The organism is Paenibacillus sp. MMS20-IR301 (assembly GCF_032302195.1).
Lineage (GTDB): Bacteria > Bacillota > Bacilli > Paenibacillales > Paenibacillaceae > Paenibacillus_AQ.
In genome coordinates, this window is record NZ_CP135275.1 from 5,599,232 (window position 1) to 5,616,016 (window position 16,785).

Annotated in this window: 15 protein-coding genes; 5 read left to right on the top strand and 10 right to left on the bottom strand. The window is 49.4% G+C overall.

Annotated elements, in window-relative coordinates:
• The first annotated feature begins 21 nt into the window (after positions 1-21).
• Positions 22-606 carry a hypothetical protein gene (locus LOS79_RS23815; RefSeq protein ID WP_315412853.1) on the top strand — a complete coding sequence of 195 codons (585 nt, stop codon included), beginning with the start codon at positions 22-24 and terminating at the stop codon, positions 604-606.
• A 91-nt stretch (positions 607-697) separates the two neighbouring features.
• On the opposite strand, the gene LOS79_RS23820 is transcribed toward LOS79_RS23815, so the two are convergent.
• From LOS79_RS23820 to LOS79_RS23830, 3 genes are read right to left on the bottom strand one after another with little or no spacing between them, the layout of a single operon-like run.
• Positions 698-3,283 carry a metallophosphoesterase gene (locus LOS79_RS23820; protein ID WP_315412854.1) on the bottom strand — a complete coding sequence of 862 codons (2,586 nt, stop codon included), beginning with the start codon at positions 3,281-3,283 and terminating at the stop codon, positions 698-700.
• 3 nt (positions 3,284-3,286) lie between these two features.
• The gene (locus LOS79_RS23825) at positions 3,287-4,552 is read right to left on the bottom strand and encodes a class I SAM-dependent methyltransferase (protein ID WP_315412855.1); all 1,266 of its coding nucleotides are present in this window, start codon (positions 4,550-4,552) and stop codon (positions 3,287-3,289) included.
• A 27-nt stretch (positions 4,553-4,579) separates the two neighbouring features.
• Positions 4,580-5,374 (bottom strand): nucleotidyltransferase domain-containing protein, encoded by a 795-nt coding sequence (locus LOS79_RS23830; RefSeq protein WP_315412857.1) that lies wholly within the window; start codon positions 5,372-5,374, stop codon positions 4,580-4,582.
• A 193-nt stretch (positions 5,375-5,567) separates the two neighbouring features.
• Between LOS79_RS23830 and LOS79_RS23835 the strand changes: the two genes are divergently transcribed.
• Together LOS79_RS23835 and LOS79_RS23840 are read left to right on the top strand one after the other, a co-directional pair.
• Positions 5,568-6,881 (top strand): helix-turn-helix transcriptional regulator, encoded by a 1,314-nt coding sequence (locus LOS79_RS23835; protein WP_315412859.1) that lies wholly within the window; start codon positions 5,568-5,570, stop codon positions 6,879-6,881.
• On the top strand, positions 6,868-7,668 hold the full coding sequence (locus LOS79_RS23840; protein WP_315412860.1) for a WYL domain-containing protein: 801 nt from the start codon (positions 6,868-6,870) through the stop codon (positions 7,666-7,668). Before LOS79_RS23835 ends, LOS79_RS23840 begins: the two co-directional genes overlap by 14 nt.
• A gap of 233 nt (positions 7,669-7,901) precedes the next feature.
• Here LOS79_RS23840 and LOS79_RS23845 read toward each other — a convergent pair whose 3' ends face one another.
• Positions 7,902-8,117 carry a hypothetical protein gene (locus tag LOS79_RS23845; protein WP_315412862.1) on the bottom strand — a complete coding sequence of 72 codons (216 nt, stop codon included), beginning with the start codon at positions 8,115-8,117 and terminating at the stop codon, positions 7,902-7,904.
• A 616-nt stretch (positions 8,118-8,733) separates the two neighbouring features.
• Here LOS79_RS23845 and LOS79_RS23850 point away from each other — a divergent pair.
• Positions 8,734-10,094 (top strand): IS1182 family transposase gene (locus LOS79_RS23850; RefSeq protein ID WP_315412864.1). Its coding sequence is split into 2 segments (ribosomal slippage): positions 8,734-9,304 and positions 9,304-10,094, totalling 1,362 coding nucleotides; the frame shifts between segments, so codons are not numbered across the junction.
• Positions 10,095-10,236: 142 nt separating this feature from the next.
• Here the strand turns inward: LOS79_RS23850 and LOS79_RS23855 are convergent.
• Positions 10,237-12,384 carry a pectate lyase family protein gene (locus LOS79_RS23855; RefSeq protein ID WP_315412866.1) on the bottom strand — a complete coding sequence of 716 codons (2,148 nt, stop codon included), beginning with the start codon at positions 12,382-12,384 and terminating at the stop codon, positions 10,237-10,239.
• A 332-nt stretch (positions 12,385-12,716) separates the two neighbouring features.
• Between LOS79_RS23855 and LOS79_RS23860 the strand changes: the two genes are divergently transcribed.
• Positions 12,717-13,112 (top strand): VOC family protein, encoded by a 396-nt coding sequence (locus tag LOS79_RS23860; protein WP_315412867.1) that lies wholly within the window; start codon positions 12,717-12,719, stop codon positions 13,110-13,112.
• A gap of 64 nt (positions 13,113-13,176) precedes the next feature.
• Here the strand turns inward: LOS79_RS23860 and LOS79_RS23865 are convergent, their stop codons facing one another.
• The 5 genes from LOS79_RS23865 to LOS79_RS23885 form a co-directional block, all read right to left on the bottom strand.
• A complete protein-coding gene (locus LOS79_RS23865) occupies positions 13,177-13,356 on the bottom strand; it encodes a hypothetical protein (RefSeq protein WP_315412869.1) in 180 nt (59 codons plus the stop codon).
• A 52-nt stretch (positions 13,357-13,408) separates the two neighbouring features.
• Positions 13,409-14,155, bottom strand: a complete 747-nt coding sequence (locus tag LOS79_RS23870; protein ID WP_315412870.1) for a MerR family transcriptional regulator — start codon at positions 14,153-14,155, stop codon at positions 13,409-13,411.
• Positions 14,156-14,164: 9 nt separating this feature from the next.
• Positions 14,165-14,899, bottom strand: coding sequence for an ABC transporter permease (locus LOS79_RS23875; protein ID WP_315412871.1), 735 nt, complete (start codon positions 14,897-14,899; stop codon positions 14,165-14,167).
• A 2-nt stretch (positions 14,900-14,901) separates the two neighbouring features.
• Entirely contained in the window at positions 14,902-15,615 is a 714-nt protein-coding gene (locus tag LOS79_RS23880; RefSeq protein ID WP_315412872.1) for an ABC transporter ATP-binding protein, read from the bottom strand.
• A gap of 240 nt (positions 15,616-15,855) precedes the next feature.
• Complete coding sequence (locus LOS79_RS23885; RefSeq protein WP_315412873.1) at positions 15,856-16,776, bottom strand: VOC family protein; 921 nt, start codon at positions 16,774-16,776, stop codon at positions 15,856-15,858.
• Positions 16,777-16,785: the final 9 nt, after the last annotated feature.

Below are 16,785 nucleotides of genomic sequence, written 5' to 3' on the forward strand. Positions count from 1 at the left end.
ACTACCAGGGGGAAATACAAAATGAAGAAAAAATTTGTTATCAGTATCATCATTACTCTTATAGCACTTACAGGATGCAGCCCGGATAAAAACACGGCAGAACCTGCAGCGGATCAGACCGCTGATTCAACAGAAGCACCAGGATCAGCAACTCCAGCTGAAGCACCTGCACTTGAATCTACACCAGCACCCACGAAGGCCCCTAAACCTACGCCTGCACCTAAAAAAATGTCGGGAACCGAAGCCGTGGCGCTTGAATATGTGCATACTTTTGTGAACGGGACGGATGATGAAGCGAAAACCGCCTTTATTACTGAACATGTCTACCCCGATGCCCAGATGTTATTTCAAGTCATACAATCTTTAGAAGTTCCCGACGATCAGAAACTTAACCACCCGCAGGTTATAGAATCCGCTCATTATTCCGATGAAGGCGGTATGCAAGTTGAAGCCGTGCTCATCCATGGAGAAAAAGGCGCTGATGCCAAAAGCGAATTCATTGTCCTGCTCACAGACCAAAAAATCATCTGGGCAGCCGCCTCATCGGATCAGGATACATTTGGTGAGGTAAGGAATGTTTTTAAGGAGCCTCTTCCGCAGCTATAATCATAAATCACACGAAAAATGCAGCACGACCTGTTGTGGAGGACGCGCTGCATTTTTAAGTTGTACCGCTCTTTTTGCATACACATTATTATTACAACCGCGGATCTATCTCCTTCTCCTTCGTCACCTCAAATAGCAGGTTCGCGGCGATCTGCTTATAAGCCTCGTTCTCAGCCGAAATCTCATCCAGCCTGATCTCCAGCATCTGCCGGCCCAGCCGGTGCTCAGCCAAGGACGTGCGCAGCTTGGGAGCAATATTCTTCTGCTTCAGCAGCTTGGCATATTTATGCGGGAACTTGTAGTCATACCCGTAGATGATCGACAGGTAGCCGGGATTGCGGACCTTCAGGTACGGAACCACACCTTGCTGCTCCTGCTCCGGTTTGATCACAATCCCTTCCATACCTTTTTCCACCGTTATTGCGGCAAAATACGCTTCTGCCCTGATGTAGGCATCCGGTTCATTCAAGTCGAGCACCAGAATCTCGTCGTCATTCAGGAAACGGTATTGCTCCGAGGTAATGCCCTCAGGGATCCGCTCCCCGCCGTTCTCCAGCACTTCCTTCAATATGGCAAAAGGTTTATACGCAAGCTCCCCATCACCCGCATACAGCTCCAGCTGCTGCTTGTATATATGGTAAGCCTCATCACGCTGATCAAGGTCTACATATGAGTCCCGAATCTCCCGCACATGCTTATAGGTCTGATATACATGCGCCCCGTAGTTTTTGTTAAGCGCTTCTTTGGTCAGGTGATGCTGGTCCTGCTCAAACCCGCTCTCCGCAAAATCCTGAAAGAGCTTGCCCAGCGACTCTTCAAACCCGTGTTGTCTCAGGAAATCCAGCTCGGTCTCCAGCGCCTTGCCGATCGGGCGGAACTGGCGTTCAATCAGCCCGTCGCCAAGCGCCTTCCAGGGCAGCAGCTCCCCGTCCAGCAGAAGCACAGCAATACCCTGCTCCGCCATATACGTTCCGAATTTATGCAGCAGAGCTTCATAGACAGGCGTCAGATCTACAGCTTTGACCTTGTAGCCGTTACGGCTGACTGCATAGCACTGCTCAAGCTCCCGGTAGAGATATATACTGCAGCGCGAACCCATATATTTGGGCTGCAGCACGACTTCTGACACACGGCGCTCGGCAAAATAATCCAGGCCCTTACGCAGCGACTCCAGCTCTCCTGCAGGCACATCTTTGTCCGCAGGCGACATCGTCCCGGAGATGAAGTTGACCTTGTTCCGCGAGGAATACTGCAGTCTGCGCATGGACTCATAATCCAGCTCCTGGAGGGATACCATCTGCTCTTCCCGGAACAGAACCGGCAATTCCTCCGTCAGCGCGGTGATCTGCGACTTATAGCTTTTATAGAACGGCTTAAATGACATGCGGACGGAAGTCAGCATATTCCCCTGCACGGCTCCCGTGTCGAGATGAAGCTTATTCTTGATCTGGAACGTCTGCTTCGCGGCAATATGCCCGAAGAGATGATAGGGATGATTGCTCACTGCCTCCTGCTTCAGGAAATCCAGCTGCTGCTCATACGCCGATTCCCGGTCCAGCCGGAAATTGCGCTGATGACGCAGCGAGTTCGTATCCAGCTTCCCGATATACTTATTGCAGCATGGCGCATGCGTTACATAGAAGGACGGACCCTGCACGCCAATATAGCGGTAAAAGGGCTTGGAACGCTCCACCAGCAGCGCAAATTTACCGGACAGCTCCTGGTCCTCTTGTAACACCTGGACCGAATCGAAATATGTTCTAAGCAGCTCCGGCTCCGTCCCTTGAATCTCACCCTTCAGGTGCTTATATACAAAGTTCTCATGGTTACCGAGTACGAACAGGAAATGTTCACGGTTCTCATACAGGAATTCTATGATCTCCCGGGTCTGCTTGCCCTTATCAATCCAGTCTCCCACAAGAATGATCTTGGTGTTACTGAGCTTGTCGGCGGCACTTAACCGGCCATCTTCAATTTTGTAGCCGTAGCTGCGCAACAATCCCTGAAGCTCTCCTGCACACTCGTGGACATCCCCAACTACAATGTATTCCTGATTCTGCGGAAGTACCGTTGCTGCATAAGCATCCCAATCCTGGATGATTACCCGGTAGTCAGGGTTAGGCAGAGCATCATCTCCGAGCAGGAAGTCTTTCGCGCGCACTTTATGAATTTTGCTGTAGCCTTCGCGGGACAGGACGGGCAGAACTTCTTTTCGCAGCCGGTTCAAGTGATTCGAGATTACCTTCTTCGAGCGCTCCGAGGCATAATAATCCTCACGTTTGCGGTAATCAAACAGGATCACCTCGAGGTTGTAGTTATTCTCCTGGGCAATCGCACGGACCTTACTGCGGTAATCCTCTGCCAGCCCAATCGTATCCACAATTACAAACTCCGCATTGACCGGGAAGGAGGTCACCAGCTTCAGCCGCTCGAACAGGAGCTGGAAGGTATGCGAGCTCGCCTCCAGCATCACCTGATCATATTTATCGTAGTCATGGCCCAAGATCTCCTGCCGGATACGGTCCGAGGACAGGTACTGTACGTTCATACGCAGTCCGCTTAAGTGTTCTTCCAGCTTCAGCTGAGGAATCAGAATCTCCTTGGCAAAAGTCGACTTCCCGCATTCCGTGGCTCCCACCAGCATGAATATCGTGTGTACACGGGTTTGAATATCCATATTCTATTCCTCCTTTCTGCGCACAATCGCACTCTGCGTCGTCCGGATCTCGTCAACCCGGTCACCGATCAGCGAATACTCTACCTCAACCGCTAGGCCTTGAACCGTATCCGCAAACCACTCACGGAATGCCTCATGGCCCATTTCCCACTTGTGATCCTCATGCCGGAACTCCTCCAGCTCGTAATAGCGGTTGAAATCGGCATTCGGTGTCGTCACAATCAGCTGCTCAAAATTCACCTGGCCAATGATTTGCCGCACAAGTTCAGCCGCTTCAGCCTCGCTCATATGCTCCACAACCTCCGTTAGAATCACATCGACCTGCTCGCCGTTATACGACTCCAGGAAATGATCCAGTAAGCCGTAGGTGACAATATTATCGATCTCCTTCGCCTTGGCTTTCCGGTTGACAGCTTCAAGCGATTCCTCGGCGATATCGATGGCATAATAGGCACTTTCAATCTTGGCGGCAAACGGTATGGCATAGAAACCCTCCCCGCAGCCAATATCCAGAATCGCTTTGTTGAACGGCAGCCTGCTTGAAATGAAGGTACGCCGCTGCATCGCCGTCCCGCCATACTTCAGCCCGATCGAGTACTGCTCCGTCTGTTCAATAGCTGCTTTATACCGCTTGAACCGGTCTCTGGAGGTCAGGAAATTACGGGCAAACAGACTCCGGATATAGAACGGGGCATCGATGACGTTCAGGCTGCGGATATATTTATCCAGCACCTTATCCGAGATATCGATATATTCATCACCGAATATAGATAAGAACAGGGACAGCACGCCCGCCATATGCAGGAGGTGATACAAGCTTTTCTGCGTGGTAATGGTCAGGGAGTAGCTCTTATGCGCCTGGTGCTGCAGGGAGAAGGTATACTCCTTCAGATGTTTATTGAAAAACTCCATATAATGCAGCCGTTCCACCTGAACCATGTTGATATAGAAGGTATGCTCATATCCCTCGATATCCCGCTCATCCTGTGCCTTGAAAGGGGTAGAGAAGAACTCATTGACCGCATTCAGCGGAAACAGCGGCGTGTTATACCGGGATACATTGAGATACTCGAAGCTCTCGCTGCTGCTCTGCTTGTAGGAGATTTCATTCTCTGCATCCTTGAAAAAAATATTATACGCCGCATCGTCCGAGTACCAGCCGTAAGCCATTCCCTGACGGACCGGGCGCAGCTGCATGCCGCTCTGCGGGTTTTTTTTGATTAAAAAGCTGAAGTTCGGATTGGTCGATTTCAGTTGTACAATAGCCATTTTGTTCTTCCTCCTGTCAGGTTTACTCTAGAACCGCATTCCCCATACTTCCTGCAGGGCTTCCCGGAACACAGCATCCAGCTGCTGGTCTCTTGAGTCTTCTTGAAGACTTAGGGCTGCGACCGCTGCGGCCTCCAGCGCTTCGATTTGCTTTTCCAAATATTCGTTGATGACATTCAGGCGAGGCTCATAGTCCAGCTCCTCACCGGATTTCTTCCGTGCCAACAATTGCTGCACTACCTGCCACAGCTCTTGGTCCTGCGGAATCAGCCGCTCTACCAGCACATCGAACTCCATCGGCGGCATCGCTTCGTAACGGTGAATCCATTCACAGGCCAGCACCGGGCGCAGCACGTAAAAGTATTTCTTGATCTTGACCTGCTCACCCTGCAGGTAATCGCGGTAATTGCCTTTCGCCATATTGAGATAATGGTACATACAGGATTTCGGCGAAAAGGTATACGGGGAGATCCCCCTGAGCTGCTCCGCCACGCTGAATTTCTCTGTATATTGGATCGGCGACTGCAGCCATTCCAGCAGCGGCGGATTGGACTTGCGGAAAAGACGCAGCGCCTTGCGTAAATCCCAGCCGTTAATGTCCAGCATATTGCTAATAGGCCGCTCTATGACATCGCGTTTATCGTAGATGGACAAATACCATTCCGGCTTGTGCAAATAGATGAATCTTACATCATAATCGCTGTCCTGCGAGGGGAACCCCCACGCCCGGCTGCCTGATTCACAGGCATACAGGATCGTTACTTGCTCTTCCTGTTCAATCTGCTCAAGTTGCTCGCGGATGAGCTTATTTATAGGGTTCATTGTCATTCCTCCAGCTCTGGCAGCTTCATTAGCGTTAAGCTTGCTTGGTATACCCATCTTCCCTCATATTCCCATTCACGAACAGGGCAAAAGTATGGCGGCGGCTAAAAAACCTTCCATTTTCTGTAGCTCTGGTGCTTAATAGAAGGAGAGTAAGATTACAATTCTACGCTTACTGGTTGGAGGGAATTACATGGCCCGTGAAAGCTTTGATAAAGAAATCCAGTTTCTGCGCACGCTGGCTCTGGCCGGCGGGGCGTACAGCCGACAACAATTTGCCGAGCGCCTCGGTATTTCTGTCCATACTTATGACAAGACGCTGCGCAATCTGAAGGGCATGGTTGCTGCCTTGCAGCAGGAATTGCCTGCAGAGCAGGGAAGCGAATTATCCGAGTGGCTCCGTTACGACTATTATGAAACCGCAGACCCGCTGCTCTTGTTCCTGTTCCGGGCGAAGTCGCTCAAGGAGACCGAGAGTATCCGGCTTACTATATTATTAACTGCACTCCAGACTGAAGAGCTTACAGCTAAGGCCCTGCAGGACATCTGCAGTGAGCAAATGCCGCCGGACAGCCCGCTGCCCGATGAGAAAACCGTGCGGGGTGATCTGAAATATCTGGAGGAGGTAGGCGTAATTCTCCGGGTCAACGAGGGACGGCCTTACCGCTACAGAGCTGCCAATGACCTGATTGACCAGTTACCGGATGATGAGCTGCTCGATCTGTACGACTATGTGGATGTTATCGCCAACACGCAGACTCCGTCTGTACAGGGGTATCTGCTGCGTGACACCCTGAAGAAGGTTCTGCGCAAGCGGGGCTACCGCCCGGAAACTACCGAGACCCACCGGTACAAATATAATTATCATTCACGTATCCTGGATGAAGCCCATCTCTATACGATATTCGGGGCGATTCAGCAGCGGAGGAAGATCCAATTCCTTTACCTTTCCCCCAAAAAAGGCCAGAATTACACCTCCAAAAACACTAACCCCCTCTTTGAGCGGGAATCGGCGGGTGTCAGCAAGACCGTGCTTCCGCTGCGTGTCGTCTACGATCATCAGTATGGACGCTGGTATTTAATCGGTCATGATTCGCGGATCGGCATTATGAAATTCCGGATGGAAGGCCTCACGCAGATTGAAGAAGGCCCCGTCGTAGGAGAAGAAGAATATGACCTCAAGCTCAGCAAGCTGAAAGATCAGCTTCAGAACAGCTGGGTCATCGACACCACGCCTGCAGTCAAGGTGGTCGCCAGATTCTATAACCCTAACCGGGCAGGTGTTAACTTCATCCGCGAGCGGGTAGAGGCACAGGGACAGTGGGGCGTGATTACTGAGGAGTCGGATACCTCATTCCTGTACGAGATTACAGTGAACGGAATTACGGAAATTAAACCTTGGCTGCGGAGCTTCGGTTCAAGCTGCGAGGTATTAGCCCCGCGTCACCTCCGCCAGCAATTCATTGCCGAATGGAAGGAGCTGCACGCCTACTATGAATCCCTTTGAGAAAATTTTTAACTTCCAGATCATTTCACGCCTCGATGAAGCCGGTTCCCTGGCACTGACTGCTCAGGAGCGTTCCTGGCTGAAGAGGATGCTGCTGCATCCGGCTGCAGGCGAAGCTTTTACACCCGGTACCTTAGGTACACTGAACTCTCTGCTGGAGGCGGAAGCAGCCACAGAGATACAGGATATTATTATCGAGAAGGCGGCGAACCGGGAGCGGCAGGTCTACCACCCGCACCTGCGCACCCTACGGCGGATGATAATGCAGGATCAGGCCATCCTCATCACGCATCAGATCAAGCACGGCGGAGAGAAGGCAGACCAGAACGGCTTCCCGCATAAGCTGGAGTACAACATGTATAAGCGGGAGTGGTATCTGCAGTGGTACTGCCTCCGGCAGCGCTCACTCATGTCGACCAAGCTCAGGAACATTATCTCTATTGAGGAAGGCAACCTGCCGGACCACCGGGTTCAAGATGTCAAAGCGCGAATCTCACGCCTGCTGGAAGGGCTGAAGGAACACGCCTGGATTCAAGTGATGCCCGTCTATAACCGGGAGCTGTCCCGGATTCTGACCGCCTTCTCCTGCTTCGATAAATCGGTGACCTTCGATGAAGCCTCCGGCATTTACCGCATTAAGGTTACCTACATGAGAGATGACAGCGAGTTCCTGTTATCCAGAATCCGCTTCCTCGGCCTGCGGGTGAAGATCGTGGAGGGCGGACAGCTGAAGCGGCGTATGCGGCAAACGGCTGAGATGGCGCTGGAGCGGTATGGGGAGAGTTGAGGAGTGGGCGCGTGCTGAACAATAAGCTGTGTAAATGTAAATGTTGTATGTTTTGCAACTTAAGTCCATAGATTAGCAGGTGTTGAGGAGATTGTTGTATTAAATACAACAATCTCCCTGAAAAATAACTTATACGAGGTGAAATCCTGCATTCTGTACAACAATCTCGGGTTTGGGCCGATTCCATGGGAGAAAAATTGTATTTTGTGCAGGATTTTATGAAAAGCACCTTATTACTGCTCTGCAAAGCGGATAGATCGCGGACTTGCCGTAGCAACAGGGGCAGGTTTATTGTATATTCTTATATGTGTTGAATTAAATGAACACTCCGGTTTAGCAGCATACTCACTTTTACCATTAGGCTTTTTGAATACAACTTTGCCCTTCTCATTAACTTTTATGAAATAATCCGTACAAAGCTCGTGAACTGCATTAAGCATCAGCTGCATAAAGGGTAACTTAATAATTTCGTTTAGGTGCTTTTTAATCCGAATATCAAAATTCCTGCTGTGAAACGGAAAAAGCTCCATACTATGTATAAACCGAATATCCGTGCATCCCAGATCATTTCTTAGTTCTCTGTACCTCTTCCTTCTCCAAGTATTACCCCCCCCCCCCACTACCTATCCTTCAGATAACATTGGCAAGCGGGAAAACCCTGAGAAATCACATTCGTGCGATCTCTTACACCGCATTCTTCAAGGTATTTATCAGCATGAAATTAATCGAAATTAGGTACGCATATAAGTACCTATTACAGAATTATTACACGGTACGCTTATGCGTATAGCCAAGAACAACATTCAGAATAAGTGAGGATTCCCAATGGGGAAGAGAGTAGTAGAAAAAATAGCTGAAGCTTTAAATATCAGGGATATACGGGAGATCATAATTTGGTTGATCATCAAAAGGATTGAATCTTTGCCAGAGCAAAAGACACCCCTAAAGGTGTCTCAGGCTGTCGAGAAAGTCTCGACAGCCTTCTTTATGTGACTTTGATTTCATACGACACCGCGTTAATGTTGTATAATATAGGTAACTATTTATAGAACGGATGGTGTCAGTATGCTTCGCTCCAATCGAGAAAAACAACAAGCTTATGAATTTGTTTCTATTGAAGATTTGGTTCCTCAAGACCACTTGCTTCGCAAGGTAGATAAATATATTGATTTTTCGTTTATCGATGAGAAGGTTAGACCCTTGTACTGCTCGGATAACGGACGCCCTGCGATTGATCCTGTCGTGTTATTTAAAATGCTTTTCATAGGGTATTTCTACGGCGTTCGTTCCGAACGTCAGCTAGAACGTGAAGTTCAAACGAATTTAGCTTACCGCTGGTTTCTTGGACTCGGATTAACCGACAAGGTTCCAGACCACTCCACCTTGAGTTGGAACCGGCGTACCCGATTTAAAGACACAAACATTTTTCAGGATATTTTCGACGAAATTGTTCTTCAGGCGATTTCGCACCGGATGGTGGGCGGACGAGTTCTTGTCTCGGACTCCACCCACGTCAAGGCCAATGCAAATAAACACCAATACACCAAACAACAGGTGCTGCAAAATACTAAGGATTATGTAGATGAACTCAATGCTGCGGTAGAGGCAGACCGGGAAAACCATGGAAAAAAGCCCTAAAACCTAGAGAGGAAGTGAACGAAGAAAAAGAAATTAAAGTGAGCAAGACCGATCCTGATAGCGGGTACATGATCCGCGATGGTAAACCGGAAGGCTTTTTTTATCTGGACCACCGGACTGTAGATATGAAATACAATCTCATTACGGATGTCCATGTTACGCCCGGAAATGTCCATGATTCCGTGCCGTATTTGTCGCGTCTAGACCGGCAGCAAGAACGTTTTGGATTTCAAGTGGAAGCCATTGCTCTAGATTCAGGATATTTAACAACACCGATTTGCCGCGGTCTGCAAAGCCGAAAGATTTTTGCCGTTATTGCTCACCGGAGATTCCATTCCAAGCAAGGACTATTCCCAAAATGGAAGTTTTCGTTTAACGCAGAGCAAGAGATGTATGTCTGTCCGGCTGGTCAAGAACTGAAGTACCGCACAACGGACCGCAAAGGATACCAGCAGTATGCATCTGATCCAGAGCAATGCAAAAGTTGCCCGTTTTTAAACCAGTGTACGCAGTCCAAAAACCACCGCAAAGTGGTAACTCGGCATGTCTGGGAGGACAGTAAGGATTGGGTCCGAGACAACCGGCTCAGCAAGTCGGGAAAGCAGTTGTACCGCAAACGAAAAGAAACGATTGAGCGAAGCTTCGCGGATGCTAAAGAGCTCCATGGGTTTCGCTATTGCCGGTTGCGCGGACTGCCAAATGTCAGGGAACAAGCACTGATGACGGCAGCCGTGCAGAACATGAAGAAGATGGCGATCCACCTGGATCGCCGGGAAAAACGGGGATAACCCCCTCGTCTTCCCATTGGCTGCTCGACTTTGAAATACAAAAGAAACCCAGGGTCTTTAAATGACCTGGGTTTCTCGACAATCTGAGACACCCCTAAAGGTGTCTTTTAATCTAACTGATCCAAGCGTGTTTCGAGCTCACTTATTTCAACTCCATATAATACAAATTAGCCGTACTATCCTTAGTGATCGTATGTGCACCTGCTGCAAGAGAGACCGTAGCAATGCCGTTCGTTATCGGATAGCTGGTGCCATCCACCTTGATTTTGGTCCCTTCGGAGTTGAACACTAGCGTTAGAGTTGAAGCTTTGGCTGCGGTAAACTGGATGCTGGTCGCACTCTCGATTTTGAGGCATTGGGTTAAGGTCAAGCCGTCATAGGCCACCGTTCCTTTGCTGGTGGAGAGATTCCCTGAAATAGTAAAGAAGCTGCTGGCCGTTCCGCTTGTTGTGAAATTATGAACCGTGGCCCCAGTGACCGGAGTGGCTGTCGGCACTGGAGTCGCTGTTGGAGTTACTGTAGCTGTTGGTCCGGGCGTGGCCGTCGCCACAGGTGTTGCAGACGGTGAGGCCGTTGGCGCCGGAGTAGGCGTCGGGCCTGCCGGGCTGGAATTGCCCCCTACAGATACTAACCCCGAAGTGTAGCTGCGGATTGCGGACATCAGCGCTGCGTTCAGCGCGTACGAGGCATCGTCCACCGAATTATTGAATGTCCAGGTGAAATCTCCGCCGGTCAGGCGGCCGGATTTTGCCTTAACGATCCCCTCAACCGTACTTACACTATCTATAGCTGAGGCGCTCACCCCAGTATCTACAGTAGTATCAAAGTTGTTATACGCCGTTCCGCCAACTAGAGCCTTGTATGATCCCGGAACGGATTCATTTCTCGACGAAGCAAGGTAGGCATCGAATGAAGCTGCATTAGCCGGAGCTGTTCCGCTGCCGGAGTTGGCATAGATCAGACTTGCCGCACCCGAAATGCTATTGTTGTAGGCTTTAATCACACCTCCGTTCTCGCCTGAGAACGTTCCCTCTCCTAGAGCATCGGTCCCCTGCAGGGAGCTCAGCATCGGATCTTTAGTATTTCTGAATACATTGGATTCTACAAAAGCTGAAGCGCCGGTGGTGACGCCGACCCCATATTTTGAAACTCCGTCGTAGAAGTTATTATAGACATGAACAGAAGCTACACGGATGCGCGGATGACGGGAATCCGAATGATCGAACCAGTTATGGTGGAAGGTCACGAAAAATTCCGCCGACTCACTCAGCCCGACCAGGGCCGCTTTTCCGGAATCCCAATAGTGATTATAAGAGATGGTGATATACGTTGAGCCTTTCTTGAGGTCAGTAGAGCCGTCGCCTTTGGCCTGGTCCGCATCACTTCCCGCAGAGCCGTAGAAAATATCATTATTATGCACCCAGACATTCGCATTGCCAGTATCCATTGAAATACCGTCGTCAGGGAATAACATCACGCCCAGATTCCGCACTTCCACATTGCCGGTATATCTGAGCAGCATCCCCCAGCCGTAGGCATACGCATCCTTGCCGATCCCCTCGATGGTAATATTCATTTCGGTATAATTATTTTTGCCTTTGACTTCAAGGTATCCGCTGCTGTTCAGCTGTCCGCTGAGGTCTGACGCTGTAACCTTTCCGATTATCCGGATGGCCAGTGGTGTAGTGTCATAACCTTTTTGCCGCAGTGTCAGAATCCCGCCAAGACCAACTCCCGTTTGCAGTGTCCCCGAGCTGTTGATTTTTACAGGGAGGGTTACCGTTTGGGCAGTCTGAGAGGTGATATATAGCACCTGTGCACCGCTCTTGAGCGTTCCGTTATCATTATAAGCGCCTGAGCCCGTACCGAATGGTGAATTAGCGGAAAAAGCAAACCCCGACCGGTCATAAGCCGTTACAGCCAGCGTACCTGAGACAGCACTTGCCGTTCCTCCTCCGGATAATACGGCTTCCACCTTCATAACATAGCTTCCGGCTGCCAGCCCTACGGCATCAGCTCTCCAATAAGAAGCATACTTGCGGATCAGTTCGTTGTTAATCTGCTCGTATTGGGTATCGGCTGCATTTGCTGTTTTAACATATACGTTATAGCCTGTTGCATTACTGACCGGGGACCATTCCACATAGGCTGCCTCATTCCAGCCCCCGCTGCCGGTGATTGTAAGACCTGCAGCATGTACAACCGGAGCCCCCCAGCCGCCGGCTATTAGAGCCAGGACAAGCGAGAACAACAAAACAATACTGGTTACCTTTGCAACTGTTTTTTTCATTTTTTAAATTTGCCTCCCGAATTTAGTTTGTTGCAGTTAAATCTGTAACCGTTTGCATAAAGCTCTTACGCTCTCCTCTCACCTCCTGATCCTTCCTCATGCACTACTTATCCGGACGTTCACCTGAATTTTCGAGCTCCCCCGGACACGCCGAGCATATCAGACAGAGGGGTATTCTTAAACAATCATTTACTCATATCCGGTCTTGTTATGCGGTATTATGAGTTAATGATTGTTTTGCAGCATAATGATACTCATTAAATTTTATATAATCCTTCAAAATGGAAAGTATAATAAGGAGGAGACTGGAAGTCATACCATAGGAGGAAATTATGGGCCGGTTAGTTCATTTTGAGATTCACGCAGATGACATGGAACGTGCTAAGAAATTTTATAGTGAAGTATTCGGGTGGAAGTTTGAGGATTGGACCGACTATGCCGGAATGCCTTATTTCGGGGCTACTACAGGGGATTCAAGCCAGCTCGGGATTAACGGCGCGTTGGTTAAACGCCAGGGTGCTGCTCCAGAGCCTGGACAAGCTGTTAACGGGTATGCCTGTACTATGGGCGTGGAGAATTACGACGCTACTGAAGCTTTAATTCTGCAAAGCGGCGGCAAGCCGGCACTGCCGAAGTATGCACTCCCCGGAATGGCCTGGCAAGGCTATTATATGGACACCGAAGGTAATATTTTTGGAATACACCAGCCGGATGAGCATGCGAAATAAGATAGATAGACGTAAGGCCCGGCCGCATGGCCGGGCCTTACTTTATGCTTTTCGCCGCCAGCAGCTAAAAGTCCATCCAGAAAAATTGCGAAACCGCCAAAACCAGCCCCAAGCCGTTGCCGACAATAAAAAACCACTTCTTGGCTTTACGGCTGGTCTGCTCATGCTCCACAAATAACGTCCACACCAGAATACCGTTTATGACAACCATAATAATTAGTGCCAGCCACCAATTAGGATTCATTGCGCTACCTCCTCTCCCGGCATATGAATCTTTATCACTGCATGGGCTGCAGTCATTGAATTCCGGTATCCAGCCCGGCTCGCAGTAACAATATTAGCTCCTTAGCAGAATCCATAGCTTGTTCCAAGGAATGAACTAACCGGTCAGCCACTGAAATCATATCTTCATGCTCTTCGGGTGTATCGAGTACTTGTCTGATATTGAGCTCAGGACCGCTCCTGCCCTCTGCCTGATGTATTAACCGGAGTATGGCACTTATTGAATAATGTGCCGTCCTTAAGGTGCGGATTATTTTCAGCCGCCTGATTGTATGATCCGAATAGGACCGGAAACCGCCGGCCTGCTTCTCGGCAGTGATTAATCCATTACGCTCCCAGTTCCGGACCGTTTCCGTGGAGAGCTCGAGAAGGCGCGCGGCCTCTTGGCGGGAATACGTTTGAGCAGATACAGCGACTGATCCATAGATCCACTGCTTAGACAGCTCAATCGCTTCTAATGCCCGGTTATACTCTTTCTCCAAATGGGACAGATAGGCTACTGCACATTCCAGTGCTTGAGCGAAATCGGCTTGGCCGCTGGCTTCAACAATGACTCTGGCTTTGGCCCGGATAGACCCTTGAACAATTTCACACCGGAAGGCCGTCCTGGCAACTTTCAGCTGGAATAAGTGAAGCTCAGAATATATGCGGTAGCCATTCTCACCTCTGGGAACAGCAGAGATGTATCTCCATTCTTCATATATACGTACGGTATTGGGATGTATCCCAACCCTTGCAGCAATTTCTTTCGTCCGGTACATCCCTCAGCCCTACTTCCATTTGAAAAATTTCACGGCCCCCGTCAAGCTGATTACAGTAACAATGCTTAACACTAGTAATGGCACGGTTATCCTGCCCGCTTCCCGGCCGGTGCTTGCCAGCTTGAGCAGATGAATTCCGTGAGCCAGCGGGAATATATTCATCATCCACCGAATCAGGCGCGGCATCACTTCATATGGAATGGTCGCCCCTGAGAACAGCAGCATCGTAAAGTACGCAATAGAACTCCACATGTTCGCTGCCTTCTGATCCGGTACGACACTGCCGATGAGAATACCGATACTATACATAGAGACAATAACCAAGGCATATGCGATTAGAAATAAGGGCCAGGAGCCGGCAATATGATAACCGAACAGTAAATAATATACGAGTGTTACGCCAATAAATGAAACGAGCGCAGAGGAAAGCTGAATTATACCTTGGGCGAATAAAATTTGCAGCGGGGATACCGGCGTTACTTGAAAACGTTTAAGTATACCACGGTGCCGGTAATCAGCGATAGTTAAGGGCAGGCCCATTACACCCGTTGCAAGCACACCAATCGTTATAACCGCTGCGTAGGATAGTTCGAAATTGGAGGAGCCCGCCGATGCATCTTTGCTAAGCAAGTAACCAAACAGAGCCGCTAAGATAACCGGAAAGCAGATGCCGAATATCAGAATATCTATTCCTTTCCATACCAGCTTACCTTCTACCTTCAGCAGTGCAATCATTGTACTCATCCTCAGTATTCCTCCTCACCGGCAAAATGTAAATAAGCATCTTCAAGTGTAGCCTTCCCGCTCACAGCAAGCGCTTCCTGAAGGTTTCCGTGAAAAACAGTCCGGCTCTCACGCAGGATCAGGATCTCATCACATAGTGCCTCAACTTCATCCATGTAATGGGATGTCAACACAATCGCCAATCCGTTCTCCTTCATGCTTACAAGCTGCTTCCACAGCATGCGGCGCGCCTTGGTATCCAGTCCTGTTGTCAGTTCATCTAAGAATACAAGCTTCGGATCAGGAATTAGAGCAAGGAGAACAGCCAGCCGCTGCCGTTCCCCGCCGGATAGTGATTTCACAAGCTGCTGCTGCTTATCCTCCAGCCCGAAGGTATGCAGTAAGGCATCTGTGTCTGCAGTTGTTCTGTAGAGCGACCGCCACTGTTCGCAGGCTTCAGCAACCGTTAATTTATCCTGAAAATTAGTTTCTTGAAACTGTACTCCCACTTCTTCAAATATTTCCTTACGCTGATTGATGGGCGACTTACCGGCGATGATAAGCTCATCGTAAGTACTTTTCTGAATACCAAGCACTGCGGCAATCGTTGAAGATTTCCCTGCCCCATTTGCGCCCAGCAGTCCTAATACCTGCCCGGCTCTAACTTCAAAGCTAATGTGATCGACAGCCTTCTTCTGACCGTATGTAACAGATAACCCTCTAACCTTCAGTACCATAGCCGAACCTCCCCTGAATATCGCTTAGGATGTAACTGTAACAGAGGAACCTTAGGGTGGTGTCTTATTGGAGGGTTTGCGCAATTGTGATGAAAAGGGAGGCACCGATGACCCCTGATCGATGCAGATTTATTGCAACAAAAAAAGCGATGAGGATTAAATCCTGCATCGCTTGTAGCCCTAATCAAATTCATAATATTCCGTTACTGGCCAGTCTATGGCATAGTGAGGGCTAGGTACTTACTCGCCTTTATACGCTCTGTGCAATTCGGCAAGATCAAATTTCTTCATCTTCAGAAAAGCCTGCGTAACACGGGCCATCTGCTCCGGTGTGCCCTTCTCCATCATCTCATCCAGCTCAGTTGGCACAATCTGCCAGGATACGCCAAACTTATCGGTCAGCCAGCCGCACTGCTCCGCTTCAGGAACTGCAGAGAGTTGCTCCCAGTAGTGGTCAATCTCCTCTTGAGAGTCGCATTTCACCATAAAGGAGATCGCTTCGTTGAAGCTGAATTTATGCTCATGTGCGCTATCCATGGCCGTAAACCACTGGCTTTCAATCATGAAATCAGCGAACATAATCGTTCCTTCCTGGTCCGGTGCCATCCCCCCGGGATAACGGGCAAGTGTTCCCTGCCGCGAATCCTTAAATACAGATAAGTAGAGCGACATTGCCTCTTCCGCCTTACCGCACCGATCCCCCACAAACAAAAATGACGGAATAATATTCGGCCGTTCCTCACCTTCCGGATTGGTAAGAATCAGCTGCCACGACACGCCATACTTATCCTGAATCCAGCCATACCGCTCGCTGAACGGATATTTATCCAGCGGCATTAAGGCTTGACCGCCTTCGGATAATTTATTCCAGACCTCATCGATCTTCTGCGCTGCATCCCTGTCGCGGGAAGGGTCAAAATTAACGAAGAACGATACGGACGGGTTCAGCTTGAAATACGGGCCTGCACTGATTGCCATAAACTTCTGGCCCCAAATCTCAAAAGACACCTGATCACAATCGCCTGACGGCGTATCATGCAGTGTAGTTACACTCGTAACCTTGGAGTCCGGAAATACTGTGGCGTAGAAATGAGCTGCCTCTACCGCCTCTTTGTCATACCATATATGCGGAACGATTCTCTGATTCGCGCTTGTCACCATTTTTTCCTC

What these genes read in the sequence shown, in the direction of transcription:
- LOS79_RS23860 (WP_315412867.1), top strand. Translation starts at nt 12,717, where the DNA reads ATGGGCCGGTTAGTTCATTTTGAGATTCACGCAGATGACATGGAACGT.
- LOS79_RS23820 (WP_315412854.1), bottom strand. Translation starts at nt 3,283, where the DNA reads ATGGATATTCAAACCCGTGTACACACGATATTCATGCTGGTGGGAGCC.
- LOS79_RS23880 (WP_315412872.1), bottom strand. Translation starts at nt 15,615, where the DNA reads ATGGTACTGAAGGTTAGAGGGTTATCTGTTACATACGGTCAGAAGAAG.
- LOS79_RS23885 (WP_315412873.1), bottom strand. Translation starts at nt 16,776, where the DNA reads ATGGTGACAAGCGCGAATCAGAGAATCGTTCCGCATATATGGTATGAC.
- LOS79_RS23835 (WP_315412859.1), top strand. Translation starts at nt 5,568, where the DNA reads ATGGCCCGTGAAAGCTTTGATAAAGAAATCCAGTTTCTGCGCACGCTG.
- LOS79_RS23840 (WP_315412860.1), top strand. Translation starts at nt 6,868, where the DNA reads ATGAATCCCTTTGAGAAAATTTTTAACTTCCAGATCATTTCACGCCTC.
- LOS79_RS23865 (WP_315412869.1), bottom strand. Translation starts at nt 13,356, where the DNA reads ATGAATCCTAATTGGTGGCTGGCACTAATTATTATGGTTGTCATAAAC.
- LOS79_RS23830 (WP_315412857.1), bottom strand. Translation starts at nt 5,374, where the DNA reads ATGAACCCTATAAATAAGCTCATCCGCGAGCAACTTGAGCAGATTGAA.
- LOS79_RS23855 (WP_315412866.1), bottom strand. Translation starts at nt 12,384, where the DNA reads ATGAAAAAAACAGTTGCAAAGGTAACCAGTATTGTTTTGTTGTTCTCG.
- LOS79_RS23825 (WP_315412855.1), bottom strand. Translation starts at nt 4,552, where the DNA reads ATGGCTATTGTACAACTGAAATCGACCAATCCGAACTTCAGCTTTTTA.
- LOS79_RS23875 (WP_315412871.1), bottom strand. Translation starts at nt 14,899, where the DNA reads ATGAGTACAATGATTGCACTGCTGAAGGTAGAAGGTAAGCTGGTATGG.
- LOS79_RS23815 (WP_315412853.1), top strand. Translation starts at nt 22, where the DNA reads ATGAAGAAAAAATTTGTTATCAGTATCATCATTACTCTTATAGCACTT.
- LOS79_RS23870 (WP_315412870.1), bottom strand. Translation starts at nt 14,155, where the DNA reads ATGTACCGGACGAAAGAAATTGCTGCAAGGGTTGGGATACATCCCAAT.
- LOS79_RS23845 (WP_315412862.1), bottom strand. Translation starts at nt 8,117, where the DNA reads ATGCAGCTGATGCTTAATGCAGTTCACGAGCTTTGTACGGATTATTTC.